Below are 21,579 nucleotides of genomic sequence, written 5' to 3' on the forward strand. Positions count from 1 at the left end.
CCCTTATAAAGTGATTGGTCTCTGTGTATGAAACAATACAGATAGGAGAAACCAATGAAAACTACAAAAGAAAGATTAGCAACAGCTATTCGCACACCTTTAAACGAAACTCTATCTTTTTATAAGACAAGTCTAACAGGCTTGACTGAGGAGCAGGTGGAGAAAAATCGTGATCTATATGGCGAAAATACCATCACCAAGGGTCAAGAAGACAGTATCCTTAAAAAGATTTACGAATCTATTATCAATCCATTTACAATCATCCTTCTTGTCATCGCTATGATTTCCATGGTGACCAATGTCTGGTTGGCGAAGCCTGGACAAGAAGATCCGACGACCTCTATCATCATCGTTGTCCTAGTCCTCATTTCTGGTGGCATTCGATTTGTCCAAGAACTGCGAAGCGACAAAGCTGCGACCAATCTTTCAAAAATGATTGTGAATACAGCTACGGTTATTCGCGAAGGCCAGAGTTTAGAGATCGCAATTGAAGATTTGGTCGTTGGAGATATAGTCAAATTGAGTGCTGGGGATATGATTCCGGCAGACCTCCTTTTGATTGAATCACGTGATTTCTTTGTTCAACAGTCTGGCTTGACAGGTGAAAGTGATTCGGTTGAAAAATTGGCTTTGTCAAAAATGAGTCAGTCAAATTTTGATAGTCTGCTAGAAGCAGAAGCGCTCGCCTTCATGGGAACCAACGTGATATCAGGAAGTGCCAAGGCTTTGATTCTAGCAGTTGGTGATGACACCATGATGGGGAAAATAGAGCAGACTCTCAATACTTATGACGAGCCTACCTCTTTCGAACGGGATATGAACAGTATCTCCTGGCTTTTAATCCGTTTGATGTTGGTCATGGTTCCCATCGTATTTCTTTCCAATGGTTTGACGGATGGAGATTGGTTAGAAGCTGGCGTATTTGCTTTGAGCGTGGGTGTCGGGCTTACACCTGAGATGCTTCCCATGATCATCACGGCCAGTCTAGCAAAAGGCTCCATTATCATGGCCAAGGAAAAAGTCGTTATCAAAAAACTCAATGCCATACAAGATCTAGGTGCTATTGATATCCTGTGTACGGATAAAACCGGAACACTTACCCAAGACGAAATTGTCCTTGAATATCCTTTGGATATACATGGGGATTTGGATTTGTCTGTGTTGAGACGAGCCTACCTCAATTCCTATTTTCAAACCGGTTTGAAAAACTTGATGGACCGTGCCATTATCAGTAGAACTGAAAAAGAAGCTAAAGAACACGCTATTCTACAAAATTTGGATACTAGCTTCCAAAAAATAGATGAATTGCCCTTTGATTTTGAACGTAGACGGATGAGTGTCATCGTCAAGGATGAGAATGAAGCTGTTAGTTTGGTAACCAAGGGTGCCTTAGAGGAGATGCTTGCGATTTCAACCCATGTGGAATATCAAGGTCAGATTAGCCCTCTGACGGATGATATCCGAGTGGAAATCTTAAAAGAAGTGGACCAACTCAATCAACAGGGCTTACGAGTCTTGGGAGTCGCTTATAAAACAGGCTTAAAGGAAGGTTTTGCTTACTCTGTTGAAGATGAAAAGGAGATGATTCTAACAGGATATCTTGCCTTCCTAGATCCACCAAAACCATCTGCAGCCCCTGCTATCCAAGCTTTATTAGAGTATGGTGTTCAAACCAAGATCTTGACTGGGGATAATGAGAAGGTAACCCAAGCAGTATGCGAAAAAGTTGGTTTAGACGTTGATCAAATCTTGTTGGGTTCTGATATTGATGCCATGACGGACGAAGAGTTGTCCCAAGCAGTTGAGAAGGTGACGGTCTTTGCCAAACTCTCTCCGGATCAAAAAGCACGAATCATTTTACAAATTAAGTCTAATGGACACTGTGTCGGCTATATGGGAGATGGGATCAATGATGCCCCTTCTATGAAAGTGGCCGATGTGGGGATTTCTGTTGATACAGCAGTAGATATTGCCAAAGAAACGGCTGATGTCATTTTGCTAGATAAGGATTTGATGGTGCTTGAAAAAGGGCTGGTTGAAGGACGCAAAGTCTATGCCAACATGACCAAATATATCAAGATGACGGTCAGCTCTAATTTCGGGAATATTCTGTCACTCTTAGTGTCTGGTATCTTTTTACCTTTCCTCCCTATGGCTCCGATTCACTTGATTGTGTTGAACCTCGTCTACGACCTTTCTTGCATCGCCTTGCCATTTGATAATGTAGATGAAGACTTTTTGAAGCATCCCCATAAGTGGGAAGCTAAGTCTATTACTCGTTTTATGATTTGGATGGGTCCGATTTCTTCTGCCTTTGATATTTTGACCTTTATCTTACTCTATTTTGTCATTGTCCCAATGGCGACAGGCCAAGCCTATGCTCACGGAGCAGAGTCTGCAACGGGCTTTATCATCTTGTTCCAGACAGGTTGGTTCATTGAATCCATGTGGTCCCAAACTATGGTTATCCATATGCTCCGTTCAGCAAAACTTCCTTTCTTACAAAGTCGTCCATCATGGTTTGTTCTTGGAACAACCTTGCTAGCAGCTAGTTTTGTGACCTTCCTTCCCTACTCTTCAATTGCTAGCCTGCTTCATTTAACCCCTTTGGAACCCATTTATTTCCTCTTTTTGCTTTTGATTATCGTTCTCTATATGATAAGTGTTACAGTTGTAAAACGATTGTATATCAAAAAATTTAAAAGTTGGTTATAAATTGATTTTGTCAAGAAAAAAGTACGAAAATCGCGAAAAAAGTTAATTTTTTTTAAAAATAGGTCGCAAGTCGGATGTTTTTTATGGTATAATAGACTAAACTGATAGTAACATGTAGCGAAAGGGGTAGGCACATGATTAAGATTTATACCGTCTCCAGTTGCACAAGCTGTAAGAAAGCGAAGACTTGGCTCAACGCACACCAGTTAAGTTATAAAGAACAAAACCTTGGTAAAGAAGGGATTACGAGAGAAGAACTACTTGATATTCTGACAAAGACAGATAATGGAATTGCCAGCATTGTATCATCAAAAAACCGCTATGCGAAAGCTTTAGGGGTTGACATCGAAGATTTGAGTGTGAATGAAGTACTCAACTTAATCATGGAAACACCACGGATCTTAAAGAGTCCGATTCTCGTTGATGAGAAGCGCCTGCAAGTCGGCTATAAAGAAGATGATATCCGTGCCTTCTTGCCACGCTCTGTCCGTAATGTAGAAAATGCAGAAGCACGTCTACGTGCAGCTCTGTAAAACATCAAGGCTGGGAGTGATTCCTGGCCTTGTTTTCTCTTTTATTTCAAAATCATGTGAGGAATTATGAAAAAGTTACTAATTGCTAGTTTTGCTCTCCTCTTTTTGCTTGCAGGATGTGGGCAAAAAAAGGAAACCCCTGCTGCTTCCACAACAGCATCTGAACCTCTCCAATCAAACCTTCCCGTTTTGGACAATGCCGAAAAGAATACGGTTGTCACCAAGACCCTGTTGATGCCGAAGTCAGAAAATGGAACGCAGCAGATTCAGACTATTACCTATAAAGGCAATCAATTTTTGACCTTAACCATCCAGCAAAAACGACCTGTCGGGGATGAACTCAAGAACTTTATCTCTGAAAATGGCCTAGAGGAGACACAAAAAGCGCTTCAAGAAGCTGAAGAGAAGGATGAGACCATCCAAGAGGCACGCAAACTAGCAGGATTTACACTGGAAACCAAGCTACTCAGCGAGACCGAAATCCAGACAACAACGACTTATGATTTTCAAGTATTGGATGTCAAAAAGGCATCTCAGATCGAATATTTAAAAAATATCGGTCTTGAAAATCTCTTAAAAAACGAACCTAGCCAATATATTGCAGACAGAGTGGCAAATGGGGCGACAGAACAATAGAAAATCCAAATTAATAGACTGACTTATTTGTAGAACGTCAGGGAATGTGCTATAATAGTACTATTCTAAGGAAAGAGGGTGTTAGAATGGGATTTACTGAAGAAACTGTACGGTTTAAATTGGATGATTCCAATAAGAAAGAAATTAGCGAAACGTTGACAGATGTTTATGCTTCTTTGAATGACAAGGGCTACAATCCGATTAACCAGATCGTCGGTTATGTATTGAGTGGTGACCCTGCCTACGTTCCTCGTTACAACAATGCACGAAATCAAATCCGTAAGTATGAGCGTGATGAAATTGTTGAAGAACTGGTACGCTACTACCTTAAAGGACAAGGAGTCGATCTATAATCTATGAGAATTATGGGATTGGACGTCGGTTCAAAAACAGTAGGGGTGGCTATTAGCGATCCCCTAGGCTTCACCGCTCAGGGACTTGAAATCATCCAAATCAATGAGGATCAAGGCCAGTTTGGTTTTGACCGTATCAAGGAATTGGTTGACAGCTATAAGGTGGAACGCTTTGTAGTAGGTTTGCCAAAGAACATGAACAATACCAGCGGTCCGCGAGTGGAAGCCAGTCAAGCCTATGGTGCCAAGCTAGAAGAACTCTTTGGTTTGCCAGTAGACTATCAGGATGAGCGTTTGACAACGGTCGCTGCGGAACGTATGTTGATTGAACAAGCAGATATCAGCCGTAACAAACGCAAGAAAGTTATTGATAAGTTGGCTGCTCAGCTGATTTTGCAAAATTATTTAGATAGAAAATTTTAAGACAGAGGAGAAACTATGTCACACGATCACAACCATGACCACGAAGAACGTGAATTGATTACACTAGTAGACGAGCAAGGAAATGAAACCTTGTTTGAAATTCTTTTGACCATCGATGGGAAAGAAGAATTTGGTAAAAACTATGTTCTGCTAGTGCCAGTTAACGCAGAAGAAGATGAAAATGGTGAAGTTGAAATCCAAGCTTACTCATTCATCGAAAATGAAGACGGAACAGAAGGCGAATTGCAACCAATCCCAGAAGACTCAGAAGACGAATGGAACATGATTGAAGAAGTCTTCAACAGCTTTATGGAGGAGTGATACAGTCTGGGAGACTGTATCACCCCAACTCCTAGAAATTGGAAGAGTTGGAACATCCAGTGGATGTTTTTAGCCCTGCGCCAGAAATTAGAAACGCAGGAATGTCCGGTGGACGTCTTTAGCCCATGTTGAAATTCATAGTAGCTAGTGATTAGCTAACCAGGTAAGAGGTCGGGATTTTAGTCCCGACCTCGTTTTTTATTTATAATCATACTTTGATACTGTAGTTGATTGGACTTTTGTTAAGGAGACATGTATGTTTGAAGTAGAAGAATGGCTTCATAGTCGGATTGGTTTAAACTTTAGATCTGGTCTTGGACGAATGCAGCGAGCTGTGAATTTGCTGGGGAATCCAGAGAGGACTTATCCTATTATCCACGTAACAGGGACTAACGGTAAGGGGTCAACTATTGCCTTTATGAGAGAGTTGTTTGTAGCTCATGGTAAAAAAGTTGGTACTTTTACCTCTCCTCATATCATCAGTATCCATGATCGAATCTGTATTAATGGGCAACCAATCGCTGGTGAAGACTTTGTTCGTATAGCTAACCAAGTCAAGGAGATGGAAAAAACTCTCTTAGAAACACATGATCAATTGTCTTTCTTTGAGTTGTTGACCCTGATTGCTTTGCTTTACTTTAAAGAGCAGGGAGTGGATCTAGTCCTGCTAGAGGTGGGAATTGGTGGTTTGCTTGACACGACTAATGTCGTAACAGGCGAGATTGCAGTTATTACTTCGATTGATCTAGATCATCAGGAGACCTTGGGCGATAGTCTGGAGGAAATAGCCGAGCAGAAAGCCGGTATTTTCAAGGCTGGAAAGAAGGCGGTCATTGCTAAGCTCGCTCCAGAAGCTGAGCTTGTCTGTCAAAAAAGAGCAAGAGAGTTAGATGTTGAACTTTATCAAGCTGGGCGAGACTTCACTTTGAAAGCTGGGAATTTTTCAAGTAAACTAGCAAGCTTTTCCCAGCTTGAAATCGGGTTGGAAGGTGCTTATCAGCAAGAAAATGCTTCCTTGGCTTTACAAACTTTTCTTCTGTTTATGACGTCAAGAGAGGAAAAAGTCGAAGAAGAGCTTGTCAGACAGGCTTTGAAGGAGACACACTGGGCGGGTCGATTAGAACGGATTCGCCCGCAGATTTACCTAGATGGGGCTCACAATCTGCCAGCCTTGACTCGTCTAGTAGAGTTTATCCAGGGGAAAATCCAGCAAGGTTACCAGGTTTGCATCCTTTTTGGAGCACTTAAACGCAAGGATTATCAGGGGATGCTAGGCTATCTATCTAAGCAGTTGCCTCAGGTGGAACTTAAGGTAACAGGCTTTGACTACCAAGGCTCTCTGGATGAAAAGGATGTGGTAGGTTATGATTTGATTCCTTCCTATGGCGACTTTATCAGAGAATTTGAAGATAAGGCCAATGGCCAGGACTTGCTTTTCGTGACGGGATCCCTCTACTTTATCTCGGAAGTCCGAGCAAGTTTGGTAGAAAGCGACGAGATTAGTTGACCTTATAGGTTTATGTTGCTATACTGTAGGTAGGAGGTGTATCTGGAAACGATTCCAGCAAAACATTGGCACAAAAGAAAGGAAATCGCTATGAAAACGAAAACATTCACACTTTCTATTGCTTCCCTAGCAATTCTTAGTCTTTTAGCAGCTTGTGGACCTAAGGCACAAGCCCCTACCCAGCAATCTGCTCAGCAATCATCTACTCAACAAGAATCATCTTCTAGCGCTACGACAAGTGCTAGTCAACCGCAGGCATCCTCAAGTCAGGACACTACTGTAGCTCAACCTACGAATATCGATGGTACCTATACTGGAAAGGATGAGAATGACCAAATCACTCTTGTTGTAACAGGTAAAACTGGTACATGGACTGAAGTCGAACCAGATGGAGATAAGGAAATCAAGCAAGTTAGCTTTGAGCCAGAAAATCAACGTGTCATTATCGGTGATGATATCAAAATTTACACGGTTAATGGTAATCAATTGATTATCGATGATATGGACCGAGAGCCATCTGACCGAGTGGTATTAACTAAGCAATAATCATTCAGTAAAAGTTCCAATGAGATAAAATCCATCTTTTTGGAGCTTTTTTGTTAAAAAACGTGACCAGTGCTTCTTTACCGTTTTTTTACTTAAAGCGCTTACAAATATTTGTAAAACTTCTTATAAGGTCGTATACTTATAGTAAATAATCAAATAGCGCAAAGGCGCAGGAGGAAAAACATATGGCTACATTTTACGTTCCATCAGTTAACCTTATCGGTAAAGGTGTTGTAAATGAAGTAGGTCCGTATATCAAGGAACTGGGGTATAAAAAGGCTCTTTTGGTGACAGACAAGTTCATCGAGGGAAGTGATATTTTACCTAAGGTCCTAAAACCATTAGATGCTGAAGGGATTGAATATGTGATCTTTAGCGATGTGGAGCCAAATCCGACTTGCAAGAACGTCACAGACGGAGTGGCTGCTTTGAAAGAGCATGGTTGTGACTTCATCATCAGTCTTGGAGGAGGCTCTCCTCAGGATGCGGCTAGTTGCATCTCTATCATTGCTACAAATGGTGGCAAACCACAGGATTACGAAGGCCTCCACAAGTCTGCTAAAAAAGGGTTGCCAGTGGTTGCGATCAATACAACTGCAGGAACTTCAGCAGAAATCACCATCAACTATGTCATTACTGATGAAGAACGCAAGGTCAAGATGGTAATGGTTGATAAGAACAGCCTCGCCCTTATCTCTGTAAATGATCCAGAACTCATGCTTTCAAAACCGAAAGGATTGACAGCAGCGACAGGTATGGATGCTCTTACTCACGCTGTCGAGGCTTTAGTAACACCAGGTGCTTATAATGTTACCAAGAAACTCTCTATCGGAGCGATTGAACTCATCAAAGAGTATCTTCCTCGTGCTGTGGCAAATGGTCAAGATATTGAAGCGCGTGAGGCGATGGTCAATGCCATCTTCCTCGGTGGTATGAGTTTTAACAACGCTGGTTTGGGCTACGTTCACTCAATGGCTCACCAACTCGGTGCAGTGTATAATTTACCACATGGCGTCTGCTGTGCCATGCTTCTTCCAGTTGTTGAACGTGAAAATGCTAAACGCGTGCCAGAAGCTTTCCGCAATGTAGCCAAAGCTTTGGGACTCCATATTGAAGGGAAAACAGACCAGGAATGCGCTGACTATGCTATTGCTGAAATTGAGAAACTGTCTGAAACAGTAGGAATTCCGAAGAAACTCACTGAACTTGGTATCCAAGAAAAAGACTTTGACTTTGACTATCTTTCTAAAAATGCTTTGATCGATGCTTGTGCGCCAGGCAATCCATTCATGCCGACTTTAGAAGAGACCATTGCTCTTTATAAAGAACTCTTCTAGAGATTAACTTAAGAGGAAGTGACGTATTCCCGATAATATAAATAATAATGGAAAGAACTATCATTATGGTAGTTCTTTTTTTAAAAATTTGCTATCCTAGACATATGAGAAAAATCAAAATTGATGTGGTTGTAGTACCCTTAAGTGGGCATCTCTTCCCGACACTCAATCTACTCGCACCCTTGTTGAAGGATCCCCTGTATGAGATTCGATTATTTACAGGACCGCAACGAAAAGCGGTCGCAGAGGAGATGGGATTTCAGGTGCTTCCCATTCTAGAAAATTCTGTAGATGAGTTTGAGCGAGTAGCCAACAATGAAGGGCAATTAAACCTGTTTTCTGCTTATCGACAGTTGTCAGCTAGTCTTGATTTGATCAATGTGGTGTCTGACCATTTAATAGAAGAGTGGCAGAAAAATCGGCCAGATATTGTGATTGCGGATTTTATAACCCTCTCTGGAGGACTTGTAGCGGAACAGTTGAATATTCCCTGGATTACCACTATGGCGACACAGTTTGCCATTGAAACAACAGATGGACCGCCTTGTTTCTTTGGGGGAATGGGCAGTCCAAAGAATCCTTTCCAATCTACCCAGCAATGGCTAGGAAGAAAAGGGACTCGTTTAGGGAAACGAATCGTAACCTTTTTATTGAGAGAACGATTGAAACGTTACGATTTTAAGCTCTACAATCAGAAAGGTCAGGAAACCATTTATTCGCCCTATTCCATCTTGGGAATTGGGATGAAAGAGTTGGAGCTGAAAAGTGGTTTTCCAGAGCATTACCTTTGGGTGGGACCTTTTGGGTCTTCGATTGAGAGGGCAGAGAATTATCCCCTAGATTTGGCTCCTTATGCAAATCATAAGAAAGTCCTCGTATCTTGTGGGACTCAGCTAGCATGGGCCAAAGACAACCTCCTCTACCAGACCCAACAATTGGCAAAAGCCCATCCAGACTGTCACTTCTTTGTGACTCTGGGGTTTGGCGGACAAGACTTCCAATGTGAGGAGATCATGGACAATGTTTCTGTGGTATCTTATCTTCCCTATAAGGAATACATTCCCCAGATGGACTATGTGATTCATCATGGCGGTGCGGGCATTTTTTACCAATGTATTATCTATGACAAGCCTGCCTTGATTCTCCCCCATGACTATGATCAGTATGACTATGCGGTTCGTGGCTTAGAGACAGGGATTGCTTTGACCGCTAAACGAGAGGATACGGAAGCGATTGGGCGAGCTTTTGATGAATTATTGGCTCGGGAGAACTGGCCAGATTTGAAGAACCTCAGTCGTGCAGCTCAAATCTATCAGCCAACAGAGATTCTGAAGAGCGAAATACATCGGCTCTTAGGGGACAAGGAGAAGTAAAAAATGAAGAAAGTATTGGTAACAGGTGCTACGGGCTTTCTAGGCAAGTATGTTGTTGAAGAGCTCAGTCAGCAGGGCTATCAGGTACGCGCTTTTGGACGCAATCCCAAGGCAGGTCAGTCTTTGGAAAATTCCTTAGTAACATTTTTTCAGGGAGATTTGACCAAGCAAGAGGATTTGGCTCAGGCTTGTCAGGGGATGGACATGGTTGTGCATGCGGGTGCTCTTTCTACCGTTTGGGGTCCTTGGGAGGATTTCTACCAGACAAATGTCTTGGGAACCAAGTATGTTCTGGATGGTTGTCGAGAGGCCGGTATTCAGCGTTTAGTTTATGTATCATCGCCGAGCATCTATGCTGCGCCTCGAGATCAGCTTGCTATCAAAGAAAGCGAAGCTCCGCAGGAAAACAAGCTTAACAACTATATCCGTAGTAAACTGGCTTCGGAGAAGCTGTTTAAGGATTATCCCGATGTTCCGAGCATTATCTTACGACCTCGTGGACTTTTTGGAATTGGGGATACCAGTATCTTGCCCCGAGTTCTCAAACTCAGTCAGAGGATTGGCATTCCCTTGATAGGAGATGGCCGTCAGCTCATGGATATGACCTGTGTGGAAAATGTTGCTCTGGCCATTCGTTTGGCTCTAGAGACCCCTCAAGCTAGTGGCGAAGTTTATAATATTACCAATGGGGAACCAAGAGCCTTTAAGGATTTGATAGAAGAAACCTTAAGAGGGTTGGGCTATCCAATAACATACAGAAAAGTGCCAGCTCCTCTTCTTTCAGTTATTGCCAGTAGTTTAGAGTTTCTATATAGAGTCTTGAAACTCAAAGGTGAACCGGCTCTGACACGCTATACCTATTATCTGCTCCGTTATAGCCAGACGTTGGACATCAGCAAGGCGGAGCGAGACTTGGGGTATCGCCCTCAAATCAGTATTTCGGAAGGGATTGAACAATATGTCCAAGATTATCGAAAGTATTGATTATTTCCCTGCCGGATATTGTACTAGTTATGCGGGTTTGCTATTTAAAGGAGTCAAGAATAAAAAGATGACCTTCCCAGCTGGCGTCTTTCTGATTAAGCACAGAGACAAGGGCTATCTACTATATGATACGGGTTATCACTATAACATTAAAACTAAACTACGCTATGGTTTTTACCGTCTAGGAACTCCTGTTCAGATGACGGAAAAGGATCAGATTTCATACTTATTGAAGGCAAAAGGAATTAGACCAGAAGAGATTACTTATGTCATGTTGTCTCATCTCCATCCAGACCATTTAGGAGGGGCAAGTTTTTTCCCGAACGCTCAATTTATCCTGACTCAAGAGGTTTTTGAAGTTTACCAGAAACCCAAGCTCAAGGATTTGGTCTTTAAAGAGTTTTTACCAGCTGATTTTGAGAAAAGACTGACCGTTATCAAGGCAAATCAGCGCTATTCAAATTTTCCCTATGGTCCAATTTGTGACCTCTTTGGAGATGGCAGTATCCTAGTAGCATCAGTAGATGGACATGCCAAGGGGCAAGCCTGTCTCTTTACTCCTGATCATGAGCTTCTCATTGCAGCAGACCTCTGTTGGGGAATTGACCTTCTGCCTTACACCAAGCAGATGCACCTGCTTCCTTCCCTGGTGCAGGACAACAAGAAAGCCTATATCAAGGGGGCAGAGTTCTTAGAAAATGTTCTAAGAGATGGTATCGAGGTACTGGTCAGCCATGACCCTGTAGAAAGGATTGAGCGGATTTTGTATGAAAAAAATAACCTTTCTTAAAACTTTTATCCAAACTCGTTGGCTTCATAATTTTAAGTCTCGAGAAGCCTTAGAAAACTATCAGAAAAAGCAATTATCTGCTTATATGGATTTTTTGAAGCGAGAGTCACCTTATTTTAAAAATGGGATACCAGCCGACTTTAATCATATGGACAAGGCTTTTATGATGAGTCATTTCAATGAACTCAACACCCAAGGAGTTGATCGAGATGAAGCTCTAGCTCTGGCCATAGAAAGTGAGAAGACACGTGACTTTACGGAACTAAAAGGTGAAGTAGCGATTGGGCTGTCTTCAGGGACGTCTGGACATCGAGGCCTCTTTATCACGACAGAGAAAGAGCGCAGTATGTGGGCTGCGGCTATCTTAGCCAAGATGTTGCCCAAGGGCCAGCTGTTTTGCCACCGCATCGCCTTTTTCCTGAGAGCCGATAATGAACTCTATCAGACCATCAATACAGCGCTCATTCGTCTAGAGTACTTTGATATTTTTAAAAATACGGATGACCATATCGGCCGTCTCAATAGCTACCAACCGACCATAGTGGTGGCGCCTGCCTCTATGCTGCTCGAGTTGAGCAAACGACTAAAGGCTGGAGAGTTAGCCATTCATCCACAAAAAATCGTTTCGGTGGCAGAAATTTTGGAAGATAAGGATAGGGAACGCATCGCAGAAGCCTTTTCTCTATCCATTATTGACCAGGTTTATCAGGCAACTGAAGGTTTTCTAGCATGTACTTGCTCAGCTGGCAATCTGCATCTCAACGAAGACATTATCTTTGTGGAAAAGCAGTATCTAGATGACAGCCGTTTTTATCCAGTGATTACGGATTTTAAGCGAAGTAGTCAGCCTGTTTATCGCTACCAGCTCAATGATATTTTGGTTGAAAATCCGGAGCCTTGTCCCTGTGGCTCCTGCTATACACGGATTGACAAGGTCGAAGGACGTTCTGATGATATCTTCTACTTTGAAGGGCAGAATGGGGGGCAGGTAACGATTTATCCAGACTTTATCAGACGTTGCATCCTCTTTGTGGAGAATGTAGGAGATTACCAAGTTAAGCAACATTCCGAGAAATTAGTGGAAGTTTGTCTAAGCCGACGAGATGAGGACGTAGAGACAGCAATTTTAGCACAGTTCCAACTCTTGGCCCAGCAAAAAGAGTTCATAGTTCCTCAAATCCAATTTTCAGATTATCACTGGAATACTAGCCGTAAACTCAAACGTATCCAACGTTTATGAAAGGAAGAAAGACAATGACAGAAGTAAAAAGACATGTGGAAATCGCAGGATATGGAGTTTACCTGCCAAAAAATACAGTACAATTTAAAGACCAAACGCGTTATCGTGTAGTTGAAAATGAAGAAACGCAACTCGACTTGGCAGAAGGAGCTATCCAGCGCGCACTTGAAAAGGCAAATTTAGAGATTAAGGATATCGATTGCCTTGTATCAGCTAGTGCAGTTGGTGTTCAGCCTATTCCTTGTACGGCTGCCTTGATTCATGAGCGCGTGGCAAAAGGACTTTCAATCCCAGCTATGGATATCAATACGACCTGTACCAGCTTTATTTCTGCTCTATCAACCATGTCCCACTTGATCGAGGCGGGCGAATACAATCGTGTTCTGATCGTGTCTAGTGAGGTTGGAAGTTTAGGGCTCAATTCCAAGCAAAAAGAAAGTTTTGAACTCTTTAGTGATGGAGCAGCAGCCTTTATTTTCCAAAAAAGCCATCAGGAAAAAGGGGTCATTGCTAGTCTCCAACGTACTTGGTCGGAAGGAGCTCACGATACGGAGATTCGTGGAGGTCTGACTTCTTTTCAACCAAAAGAGTACTCTGAGACGACGAAGACCAACTATATGTTTGACATGAAGGGGAAGAAAATCCTCCTCTTGTCTGCTCGTAAAATCCCAGTCATGTTTGAAGAGTTTCAAGAAAAAACACAGCTAGCCTTGGCAGACGTGGACTATATCATTCCTCACCAAGCAAGTCGTGCTCTTCCTTTGGTCATGGAAAAACTAGGTGTGGCCGAGGATCAGTACCTCAATCTCGTCACGGACTATGGAAATATGGTATCAGTTTCTGTACCGTTTGGCTTGGCTTATTCTTTGGACCATGGACTTATCAAGGAGGGAGATATCGTCTACCTTATGGGAACTGCTGCTGGTATGACGGTCAATATGTTAGCTCTCAAACTGTAATACGCATCTGAAAATGGAAGGGTAAGAGTAAAAGGTTGCCATCTCCCCCTGAACTGAGGTATACTAGTAGAAAGATTAGTTTATCAAGCAATTAAGGAGAATGTTAGAAAAGAAAGGGGATGTATGACAGCTAGAAAAATGCAGCTACTCATGTCCAAATATGGTTTTAGTATTACCATCATGTTAGCAGAGTTGTTTATCATCTTTGGTTTATTTCTCTATCTAGGTCAGATGGCTCCGATTCTCTGGATTATTCTAGTTATTTTGATGAGTATGGCGACCATTGTATCGATTGTCAATCGGTCCATGAATCCTGAGAGTAAAGTAACATGGCTGTTAGTAGCCTTTGTGCCAGTATTTGGCCCCTTACTCTATATCATGTTTGGAGAACGCCGTTTATCTAAAAAAGAAATGAAGCAGCTAAAGCAGCTCCAATCAATGGTTGACCGAGAGGACAATAGCAGAGCTCTCCGTTTGGAGTTAAAAGAACAAGACAAGTCGGCTTACGGTGTCATCAAATCTCTCCTCAGCATGGACACGAATGCCGATGTCTATGATCGAACGGATACACATTTTTTTGCATCTGGTGAAAGCATGTGGCATCAGATGCTAGAGGATCTCAAGAAAGCAGAGAAGTTTATCTTTCTCGAATACTATATCATCGAAGAAGGTTTGATGTGGAATAGTATTTTGGAGATTTTAGAAGAAAAGGCAGCTCAAGGGGTAGAGGTGAAGCTTCTCTATGATGATATTGGTTGTATGGCCACCTTGCCTGGAGATTACACCATCCACCTTCGTGGTCGAGGAATTGAGGCCCATAAATTTAATAAGGTGATTCCGCGCTTAACCGTCGCCTATAACAACCGTGACCACCGTAAAATCATGGTTATTGATGGCCAAATTGCCTATACAGGTGGTGTCAATCTGGCCGATGAGTATATCAACCATATCGAACGCTTTGGTTACTGGAAGGATAGCGGTATTCGCCTGGATGGATCGGCGGTTAAGGCTTTTACTAGACTCTTTTTGTCAACCTGGTATATCAACCGTGGGGAAATTAGCGACTTTGACCAATACCATCTCGAAAATCAACCCAAAGATGGGATGGGGCTCTGTATTCCCTATAGTAGTGGACCAAAACCCATCTACCGAGCCCAGGTTGGAAAAACGGTCTATCAAAACCTTATCAATCAATCCACAGACTATGTTTATATCACGACTCCCTATCTGATCGCTGACTATGATCTAACTGAAAGTATCAAAAATGCGGCTCTGAGAGGGGTAGATGTGCGAATTGTGACGCCTTGTATCCCAGATAAGAAGGTTATTCAGTTAGTTACTCGAGGAGCCTATCCAGACTTGCTATCTGCGGGGGTTCGAATTTATGAGTATAGCCCGGGATTCCTTCATAGCAAGCAAATGCTTGTCGATGGAGAGGCAGCTACTGTGGGAACCATCAATTTTGACTATCGGAGTTTGCTTCACCACTATGAAAATGCCGTCTTGCTTTATAGGACGCAGTCCATCATCGATATTGAAAGGGATTTCGAAGAGATTTTTAAAGTTTCTCAAGAAATTTATCCCCACACCATCAAAACAAGCTGGTATCAAAGCCTGATCAAGGAAATTGTCCAGTTGTTTGCACCTATGCTCTAACTATCCATCAAGATCTAGCCCAAGGCTGGATCTTTTTTGTCTTCTTACGAATAGATAGGTAAAGGAGAAAACCATGCTTAATCTAGAAGATGACGATTTCATTAGAGAGTATAGAGACAGTCGATTCCACCGTTTTCGTGAAATCGAACGCTTTGCGCTATTGGATAAGAAATTCAGCAAATATCAATCCCAAGCTGACATTCCTGTAAGATTTTGATATACTAAAACAGATAAACTTAGAGGAGAAATTGAATGAATGTATATGGGAAAATAGATGAGAAACAAGAAGAATCTCATTACCAAGACTGGTCCGTTCCAGAAAAGCGAGAAGGAGCTCCGATTCCCTTTTTTAGTATCTTGCTTTGGAGTTTAGTGGCTACAGCTATTTCTGTGGTTATCCCCCTTATTTTTGGTTTAGTGAGTCCGCGACAAACTCAGGATCTTTATACCGGTTGGGCTTTGCATCAAAATGGTCAAATGTATACAGATTATTTTGGGACGGAGGGATTGCTCTATTACCTGCTTACCTATCTTTCACAAGGCAGTATTCTGATTGCTTTGGTTGAGTGGTTGGCCTTGTTTGGAGCAGGCGTTTTTCTTTTTAAATCTGCGGATAGTCTTACAGACCGTGTAGAAGAAGCCAAGCAGCTTGTGTTTGTGTTTAATTTGTTGGTAGCAGGTCTCGCTTTTGGTGGTGGCTATGCTCTCTTGCTAGCCTTGCCTTTCCTATTTTATTCACTTAGCATTGTTACGAACTACCTAGCTTATCCAAACGGTGACAAAGGATTTTTACGTGTTGGTATGAGCCTTGCTCTCGCTTTCTTCCTTGCGCCAATCCCAACAGCCTTATTTGCAGCTACACTAGCCTTGGGAATTATCGGCTTTAACTTAGGCAAAGGTCACTTTGTTCATGGTTTATATCAATTTTTTGCGTCAGCCTTAGGGTTCTCACTCTTATTCTATCCTTTGGGCTACTATACAGTATTAACAGGTAGTTTTGGGGATGCCATTAGCCAGACCTTGTATCTGGTAAATACTCTTAGCCTCTTTTCAAATGCACATTTGCTTGAAAATGCAGCCTTCTACGGCTTACTTGCCATTGGGCTAGGTTCCCTTACTTTGCTCTTTTCTGGTTTGTTCCAGTCAAAACCAGCTAAGCAGTATTCCCTATCAATTGCTGCTAGTTTGGGATTGTTGGTTTCTTTGGGGCTCTTGATTTTTTCCAAAGAACCCATCAACGGTACTCATCTTGTGGTACTAATTCCTTTCTTGGTCTTGCTCCTTCTGACAGGAATCAAGGAAGATGTTTCGGATGGAGGCAGTCGTCGTAGAAGAGGACGTGAGAAACAAACTTCTTTCCTTAAAGGAAATTTCTATCTACCACTGATTGCCCTTGCCTATCTTATTGTTCTTCCTATCGTGAGTCGCTACCTTTCGCATCCAGCGACTTATCAGGAGAGAGAACGTCTTGCTAGCATGGTAAAACAGCAAACGAGTTCTGAGGATCGTGTCTATGCTTGGGATGATCGTCCTGATTTCTACCGTGCAAGTGAACGCTTGGCGCCGACTTCTCTATCAACTCCAACACTCTATACTGCAAGCGACGAAAATAAAACCAAACTGATGAATGATCTGAAAGAGAATCAACCGAAGATGATTGTGGTCAATCAAAAAGTTGCCTTGTGGTCAGATGTAGAGAGCTGGCTCAGTGAAAACTATGAGCTTGTTCAGACAGATACTAGCGAGTTTAAGCTTTATAAATTCAAATAACAAAAATCAATATCTTGTGGAATTTTAAAAAATTTAGGATTTTTAACACAAGATATTGATTTTTATTTTTAGAGTGGTATAATACTGAATATAAACTATTTAACAATATTTTAGAAAAGAGCATGGATATGATTGTATTAGAAGAAAAGCTTGCAACCGTTCCCACCTTGTTCGTTGAAAAACGAGATGGTAGACGTGTAGTATTTGATGTAGACAAGATTGACAAGGCTCTCCACAAGGCGGCGGAAAAGGTTATGGACGTTACGCCTCTAGTAGAAAAACGCCTAAATGGTCTAGTTGAAAGAATCGTTACCGAAATTCACAGTCGTTTCCCTAAAGGTGTGAAGATTTATGAGATTCAGAATATCGTAGAACATGAACTTCTTGAAGCCAAAGAGTATGCCTTGGCTGAGGAGTATATCACCTATCGGACACAGAGGGATTTTGAGCGCTCAAAAGCGACAGATATCAACTTTAGCATTCATAAGCTTCTTAATAAAGATCAGGCAGTTGTCAATGAAAATGCCAATAAAGACAGCGATGTTTTTAATACCCAGCGTGATTTGACAGCAGGGATTGTGGGAAAATCAATCGGACTGCAAATGCTTCCTAAGCACGTAGCCAATGCTCACCAAAAAGGGGATATCCACTATCATGATTTGGATTATAGCCCCTACACACCGATGACCAACTGCTGTTTGATTGATTTTAAAGGCATGTTGGAAAATGGTTTTAAGATTGGTAATGCGGAAGTAGAAAGTCCCAAGTCTATCCAGACTGCGACAGCTCAAATTTCACAAATCATCGCCAACGTTGCTTCTAGCCAGTACGGGGGCTGTTCAGCTGACCGTATCGATGAAGTCTTGGCTCCTTATGCAGAGAAGAATTATCAAAAGCACCTCAAGGATGCGGAAGAGTGGGTCCTACCTGACAAACGGGAAGATTACGCTTGGAAGAAAACGCAAAAGGACATCTACGATGCCATGCAATCTCTCGAGTATGAAATCAACACTCTCTTCACTTCAAATGGCCAAACACCTTTTACTTCGCTAGGTTTTGGTCTGGGAACAAATCGTTTTGAGCGTGAAATTCAAAAAGCTATCTTGAGCATTCGTATCAAGGGTCTTGGTTCAGAACATCGAACAGCCATCTTCCCTAAACTCATCTTTACGCTGAAAAGAGGCCTCAACTTAGAGGAAGGTTCACCTAACTACGACATCAAACAGTTGGCTCTTGAGTGTGCAACCAAGCGGATGTATCCAGATGTCTTGTCCTATGATAAGATTATCGAGCTGACAGGCTCCTTCAAGGTTCCTATGGGCTGCCGTTCTTTCCTCCAAGGATGGAAGGATGAGAATGGCGTAGAAGTCAATTCTGGTCGGATGAATCTAGGTGTTGTGACGGTCAACCTTCCTCGCATTGCCCTCGAGTCTGAGGGCGACATGAATAAGTTCTGGGAAATCTTCAACGAGCGGATGAACATCGCAGAAGATGCTCTAGTTTACCGTGTTGAACGGACCAAGGAAGCAACACCAGCAAACGCCCCTATTCTCTATCAGTACGGGGCCTTCGGACGCCGTCTTGGAAAAGACGAGAGCGTTGATCAGCTCTTTAAGAATCGTCGTGCGACAGTTTCATTGGGCTACATCGGTTTGTACGAGGTAGCGACAGTCTTCTTTGGAAATAGCTGGGAACACAATCCAGAAGCCAAGGAATTCACACTGGATATCATTCGCGATATGAAACGTCGGGTGGAAGAGTGGTCTGACCAATATGGCTACCATTTCTCTATCTACTCGACACCGTCTGAAAGTCTAACAGATCGCTTCTGTCGCTTGGATACAGAAAAGTTCGGTTCTATTCCTGATATTACAGACAAGGAATACTACACCAACTCGTTCCACTATGATGTGCGTAAAAATCCAACGCCGTTTGAAAAATTGGACTTTGAGAAGGCTTATCCAGAAGCAGGTGCAACAGGTGGTTTCATCCACTACTGTGAGTATCCAGTTCTCCAACAAAATCCAAAAGCCTTGGAAGCTGTCTGGGACTACGCCTATGATCGTGTAGGGTATCTAGGGACCAATACTCCGATTGATCATTGTTATAAGTGTGACTTTGAAGGGGATTTTGAACCGACAGAGAGGGGCTTTGCTTGTCCAAACTGTGGGAATAGCGACCCTAAAACAGTAGATGTAGTCAAACGAACTTGTGGCTATCTAGGTAACCCTCAGGCTCGTCCGATGGTCAATGGGCGCCATAAGGAAATCGCTGCGCGTGTGAAACATATGAATGGTTCAACCATTAAGACACCTGGACATAAAGTAACAAACTAGAAAGAGACGGAATGGGGAAATACCAATTGGATGATAAGGGACGCGCTCAAGTGACTCGTTATCATGAAAAACATTCTAAAGGTGGGACGGGCAAAAAAGAACGCTTGCTCAATCTTAGAGAACAGTTTTTAAACAAGAACAAGAAAAAAGAAAAGTGAGAGTCCGCTCTCGCTTTTCTCTTAATTGGAGGTGAAAATGATACTACGCAGGCCAACATTGGCAGATAAAGAAACAGTTTTAGAGATGATGGCAGAGTTTGAACAGACTCAATCAGCCCACGATGGTGGGTTTTGGAACGCCAACAATTTTGTTTATGAAGAGTGGCTAGAAGATAATCTTCAAGCGGAAGCGGGACTCAATATTCCTGAAAACTGGGTTCCTGCTATCCAGCTGGTTAGTTTTGACGTAGCAGGCCAGGCTCTTGGCTTTCTCAACCTTCGTCTCCGATTAAATGACTACTTACTAGAAAATGGGGGCCATATTGGCTACTCCATTCGTCCATCTGAAAGAGGCAAAGGTTATGCCAAAGAATCCCTCAGACAAGGCCTGCAAGTTGCCAAGGAAAAGAACATCAAAAAAGCGCTTGTGACCTGTAGTGTGGAAAACCCAGCTAGTAGGGCGGTGATTGTGGCAAATGGTGGGGTGTTTGAAGATGTTCGCAATGGCGTAGAACGTTACTGGATAGATTTGGAGTAGAAGGATGACATGGAATACACCAAAACCAGGTGAATGGAAAAGCGAGGAGCTTAGTAAAGGGCGAATCATTGATTACAAGGCCTTTAACTTTGTCGATGGAGAAGGTGTGCGCAACTCTCTCTATGTATCAGGTTGCATGTTTCACTGCGAGGGGTGCTATAATGTTGCGACTTGGTCTTTCAACGCAGGCATTCCCTATACAGCAGAATTAGAAGAACAGATTATGGAAGATCTTGCCCAGCCCTATGTTCAAGGATTGACCTTACTGGGAGGAGAACCTTTTCTTAATACAGGTATCCTCTTACCTCTCGTTAAACGTATTCGAAAGGAATTGCCAGATAAAGACATCTGGTCCTGGACGGGCTACACGTGGGAAGAAATGATGCTGGAGACTCCAGATAAACTGGAACTCTTATCGCTGATTGACATCCTTGTCGATGGACGGTATGATAAAAGCAAGCGCAATCTCATGCTCCAGTTTCGAGGTTCCTCTAATCAACGGATTATCGATGTGCAAAAATCTCTCAAAAGTGGGCAAGTGGTGATTTGGGACAAGCTTAATGACGGAAAAGAAAGCTATGAACAGGTGAAGAGAGAATGAAGAAAAAAGACCTGATAGAACAACTGGTTTCAGAGATTGAAACGGGAAGGGTTAGGACGCTGGGGATTTACGGTCATGGAGCTTCAGGCAAGTCAACCTTCGCTCAGGAATTATATCAGGCCCTAGATTCTACTACAGTAAATTTACTAGAAACAGATCCCTATATCACTTCGGAACGTCACCTGGTAATACCGAAGCAAGCACCTGATCAAAAGATAACAGCTTGTCTGCCAGTGGCGCATGAACTGGCAAGTTTGCAGAGAGATATTCTCGCCTTGCAGGCAGGTATGGATGTCTTAACAATCGATGAACCGTGGAAGGCTAGCGAGATCTTATCTGGAGCCAAACCGATTCTGATTGTTGAAGGGATGTCTGTGGGTTTTCTACCCAAGGAACTCTTTGACAAAACCATCTGCTTCTACGCGGACGAAGAAACAGAAATAAAAAGGCGTCTAGCTCGAGATACGATGATGAGAAATCGAGATGCTTCCTTTGTGTTAGCTAGCCATCAGATGAGACGGGAGCAGTATCTGCGTTACTATAGAGAAACCGAGTCTAAAGCAGATATCTTAGTGGATCAATCGCAAGACAAATTCAAAGTCAAAATGACTCGTATTACATAGAAGAAAAGATTAGTTTTAATAGTCGTAAATTAGTAATTGTATGAAGATGAAATAGGAAAACAGTTTCATCCCAAAAAAACGAAAAAAAGCTCACAAATCCCTTGCAATCGCAGGGGCTTTGTGTTATTCTATTATGGTGCTGTAAATTACAGCCTTAGCTTTGATGCAAGAGGTTGCGAC

The 21,579-nt window shown here is 42.5% G+C and carries 22 protein-coding genes; all 22 read left to right on the plus strand.

Translation table 11 applies throughout. The features are described from left to right. Positions 1–54 precede the first annotated feature (54 nt). The 22 genes from mgtA (at position 55) to B7725_RS04830 (ending at position 21,399) form a co-directional block, all read left to right on the plus strand. Positions 55–2,715, plus strand: coding sequence for a magnesium-translocating P-type ATPase (gene mgtA, locus B7725_RS04730; RefSeq protein ID WP_084874849.1), 2,661 nt, complete (start codon positions 55–57; stop codon positions 2,713–2,715). A 134-nt stretch (positions 2,716–2,849) separates the two neighbouring features. After that, on the plus strand, positions 2,850–3,248 hold the full coding sequence (gene spx, locus B7725_RS04735) for a transcriptional regulator Spx (protein WP_000591165.1): 399 nt from the start codon (positions 2,850–2,852) through the stop codon (positions 3,246–3,248). Between the two features lie 66 nt (positions 3,249–3,314). After that, positions 3,315–3,884: an SP0191 family lipoprotein gene (locus B7725_RS04740; RefSeq protein WP_084874851.1), complete on the plus strand. Its 570-nt coding sequence runs from the start codon at positions 3,315–3,317 to the stop codon at positions 3,882–3,884. An 86-nt stretch (positions 3,885–3,970) separates the two neighbouring features. After that, positions 3,971–4,237, plus strand: coding sequence for an IreB family regulatory phosphoprotein (locus B7725_RS04745; protein WP_000507059.1), 267 nt, complete (start codon positions 3,971–3,973; stop codon positions 4,235–4,237). A 3-nt stretch (positions 4,238–4,240) separates the two neighbouring features. Next, complete coding sequence (gene ruvX, locus B7725_RS04750; protein WP_002876031.1) at positions 4,241–4,660, plus strand: Holliday junction resolvase RuvX; 420 nt, start codon at positions 4,241–4,243, stop codon at positions 4,658–4,660. Positions 4,661–4,675: 15 nt separating this feature from the next. Next, positions 4,676–4,981: a DUF1292 domain-containing protein gene (locus tag B7725_RS04755; RefSeq protein WP_000017624.1), complete on the plus strand. Its 306-nt coding sequence runs from the start codon at positions 4,676–4,678 to the stop codon at positions 4,979–4,981. Between the two features lie 256 nt (positions 4,982–5,237). Next, on the plus strand, positions 5,238–6,488 hold the full coding sequence (locus tag B7725_RS04760; protein WP_084874853.1) for a bifunctional folylpolyglutamate synthase/dihydrofolate synthase: 1,251 nt from the start codon (positions 5,238–5,240) through the stop codon (positions 6,486–6,488). Between the two features lie 90 nt (positions 6,489–6,578). Continuing rightward, positions 6,579–7,034, plus strand: a complete 456-nt coding sequence (locus B7725_RS04765) for an SP_0198 family lipoprotein (protein ID WP_084874855.1) — start codon at positions 6,579–6,581, stop codon at positions 7,032–7,034. Between the two features lie 185 nt (positions 7,035–7,219). Then, positions 7,220–8,371, plus strand: coding sequence for an iron-containing alcohol dehydrogenase (locus B7725_RS04770; RefSeq protein ID WP_084874857.1), 1,152 nt, complete (start codon positions 7,220–7,222; stop codon positions 8,369–8,371). 104 nt (positions 8,372–8,475) lie between these two features. Further along, entirely contained in the window at positions 8,476–9,744 is a 1,269-nt protein-coding gene (locus B7725_RS04775) for a glycosyltransferase (protein WP_084874925.1), read from the plus strand. Between the two features lie 3 nt (positions 9,745–9,747). Continuing rightward, entirely contained in the window at positions 9,748–10,728 is a 981-nt protein-coding gene (locus tag B7725_RS04780; protein WP_084874859.1) for an NAD-dependent epimerase/dehydratase family protein, read from the plus strand. Further along, a complete protein-coding gene (locus B7725_RS04785; protein WP_084874861.1) occupies positions 10,703–11,518 on the plus strand; it encodes an MBL fold metallo-hydrolase in 816 nt (271 codons plus the stop codon). Before B7725_RS04780 ends, B7725_RS04785 begins: the two co-directional genes overlap by 26 nt. Further along, a complete protein-coding gene (locus tag B7725_RS04790) occupies positions 11,496–12,758 on the plus strand; it encodes a F390 synthetase-related protein (protein ID WP_084874863.1) in 1,263 nt (420 codons plus the stop codon). Before B7725_RS04785 ends, B7725_RS04790 begins: the two co-directional genes overlap by 23 nt. A 14-nt stretch (positions 12,759–12,772) precedes the next feature. Continuing rightward, positions 12,773–13,717 carry a 3-oxoacyl-[acyl-carrier-protein] synthase III C-terminal domain-containing protein gene (locus B7725_RS04795; protein ID WP_084874865.1) on the plus strand — a complete coding sequence of 315 codons (945 nt, stop codon included), beginning with the start codon at positions 12,773–12,775 and terminating at the stop codon, positions 13,715–13,717. Between the two features lie 123 nt (positions 13,718–13,840). Continuing rightward, positions 13,841–15,373, plus strand: a complete 1,533-nt coding sequence (cls, locus tag B7725_RS04800) for a cardiolipin synthase (protein ID WP_084874867.1) — start codon at positions 13,841–13,843, stop codon at positions 15,371–15,373. A gap of 73 nt (positions 15,374–15,446) precedes the next feature. Then, positions 15,447–15,590 carry a hypothetical protein gene (locus B7725_RS09990; protein ID WP_193431820.1) on the plus strand — a complete coding sequence of 48 codons (144 nt, stop codon included), beginning with the start codon at positions 15,447–15,449 and terminating at the stop codon, positions 15,588–15,590. 35 nt (positions 15,591–15,625) lie between these two features. Further along, on the plus strand, positions 15,626–17,143 hold the full coding sequence (locus tag B7725_RS04805) for a damage-inducible protein CinA (protein WP_084874869.1): 1,518 nt from the start codon (positions 15,626–15,628) through the stop codon (positions 17,141–17,143). A 128-nt stretch (positions 17,144–17,271) separates the two neighbouring features. Beyond that, the gene (gene nrdD / locus B7725_RS04810; RefSeq protein WP_162279011.1) at positions 17,272–19,479 is read left to right on the plus strand and encodes an anaerobic ribonucleoside-triphosphate reductase; all 2,208 of its coding nucleotides are present in this window, start codon (positions 17,272–17,274) and stop codon (positions 19,477–19,479) included. An 11-nt stretch (positions 19,480–19,490) separates the two neighbouring features. Beyond that, on the plus strand, positions 19,491–19,637 hold the full coding sequence (locus B7725_RS09995; RefSeq protein ID WP_061598879.1) for a hypothetical protein: 147 nt from the start codon (positions 19,491–19,493) through the stop codon (positions 19,635–19,637). Positions 19,638–19,674: 37 nt separating this feature from the next. After that, on the plus strand, positions 19,675–20,175 hold the full coding sequence (locus B7725_RS04820; protein ID WP_084872430.1) for a GNAT family N-acetyltransferase: 501 nt from the start codon (positions 19,675–19,677) through the stop codon (positions 20,173–20,175). Positions 20,176–20,179: 4 nt separating this feature from the next. Continuing rightward, positions 20,180–20,776, plus strand: coding sequence for an anaerobic ribonucleoside-triphosphate reductase activating protein (nrdG, locus tag B7725_RS04825; protein ID WP_000220159.1), 597 nt, complete (start codon positions 20,180–20,182; stop codon positions 20,774–20,776). Next, complete coding sequence (locus tag B7725_RS04830) at positions 20,773–21,399, plus strand: uridine kinase family protein (RefSeq protein WP_084874873.1); 627 nt, start codon at positions 20,773–20,775, stop codon at positions 21,397–21,399. The genes nrdG and B7725_RS04830 overlap by 4 nt, the downstream gene beginning before the upstream one ends. Positions 21,400–21,579 lie beyond the last annotated feature (180 nt).

Source organism: Streptococcus oralis subsp. tigurinus (assembly GCF_002096275.1).
Classification (GTDB): Bacteria; Bacillota; Bacilli; order Lactobacillales; family Streptococcaceae; genus Streptococcus; species Streptococcus oralis_CN.

Bases quoted from the DNA above. Each gene is read 5' to 3' on its own strand.
- mgtA (WP_084874849.1), top strand. From the start codon at position 55: ATGAAAACTACAAAAGAAAGATTAGCAACAGCTATTCGCACACCTTTA.
- spx (WP_000591165.1), top strand. From the start codon at position 2,850: ATGATTAAGATTTATACCGTCTCCAGTTGCACAAGCTGTAAGAAAGCG.
- B7725_RS04740 (WP_084874851.1), top strand. From the start codon at position 3,315: ATGAAAAAGTTACTAATTGCTAGTTTTGCTCTCCTCTTTTTGCTTGCA.
- B7725_RS04745 (WP_000507059.1), top strand. From the start codon at position 3,971: ATGGGATTTACTGAAGAAACTGTACGGTTTAAATTGGATGATTCCAAT.
- ruvX (WP_002876031.1), top strand. From the start codon at position 4,241: ATGAGAATTATGGGATTGGACGTCGGTTCAAAAACAGTAGGGGTGGCT.
- B7725_RS04755 (WP_000017624.1), top strand. From the start codon at position 4,676: ATGTCACACGATCACAACCATGACCACGAAGAACGTGAATTGATTACA.
- B7725_RS04760 (WP_084874853.1), top strand. From the start codon at position 5,238: ATGTTTGAAGTAGAAGAATGGCTTCATAGTCGGATTGGTTTAAACTTT.
- B7725_RS04765 (WP_084874855.1), top strand. From the start codon at position 6,579: ATGAAAACGAAAACATTCACACTTTCTATTGCTTCCCTAGCAATTCTT.
- B7725_RS04770 (WP_084874857.1), top strand. From the start codon at position 7,220: ATGGCTACATTTTACGTTCCATCAGTTAACCTTATCGGTAAAGGTGTT.
- B7725_RS04775 (WP_084874925.1), top strand. From the start codon at position 8,476: ATGAGAAAAATCAAAATTGATGTGGTTGTAGTACCCTTAAGTGGGCAT.
- B7725_RS04780 (WP_084874859.1), top strand. From the start codon at position 9,748: ATGAAGAAAGTATTGGTAACAGGTGCTACGGGCTTTCTAGGCAAGTAT.
- B7725_RS04785 (WP_084874861.1), top strand. From the start codon at position 10,703: ATGTCCAAGATTATCGAAAGTATTGATTATTTCCCTGCCGGATATTGT.
- B7725_RS04790 (WP_084874863.1), top strand. From the start codon at position 11,496: ATGAAAAAAATAACCTTTCTTAAAACTTTTATCCAAACTCGTTGGCTT.
- B7725_RS04795 (WP_084874865.1), top strand. From the start codon at position 12,773: ATGACAGAAGTAAAAAGACATGTGGAAATCGCAGGATATGGAGTTTAC.
- cls (WP_084874867.1), top strand. From the start codon at position 13,841: ATGACAGCTAGAAAAATGCAGCTACTCATGTCCAAATATGGTTTTAGT.
- B7725_RS09990 (WP_193431820.1), top strand. From the start codon at position 15,447: ATGCTTAATCTAGAAGATGACGATTTCATTAGAGAGTATAGAGACAGT.
- B7725_RS04805 (WP_084874869.1), top strand. From the start codon at position 15,626: ATGAATGTATATGGGAAAATAGATGAGAAACAAGAAGAATCTCATTAC.
- nrdD (WP_162279011.1), top strand. From the start codon at position 17,272: ATGATTGTATTAGAAGAAAAGCTTGCAACCGTTCCCACCTTGTTCGTT.
- B7725_RS09995 (WP_061598879.1), top strand. From the start codon at position 19,491: ATGGGGAAATACCAATTGGATGATAAGGGACGCGCTCAAGTGACTCGT.
- B7725_RS04820 (WP_084872430.1), top strand. From the start codon at position 19,675: ATGATACTACGCAGGCCAACATTGGCAGATAAAGAAACAGTTTTAGAG.
- nrdG (WP_000220159.1), top strand. From the start codon at position 20,180: ATGACATGGAATACACCAAAACCAGGTGAATGGAAAAGCGAGGAGCTT.
- B7725_RS04830 (WP_084874873.1), top strand. From the start codon at position 20,773: ATGAAGAAAAAAGACCTGATAGAACAACTGGTTTCAGAGATTGAAACG.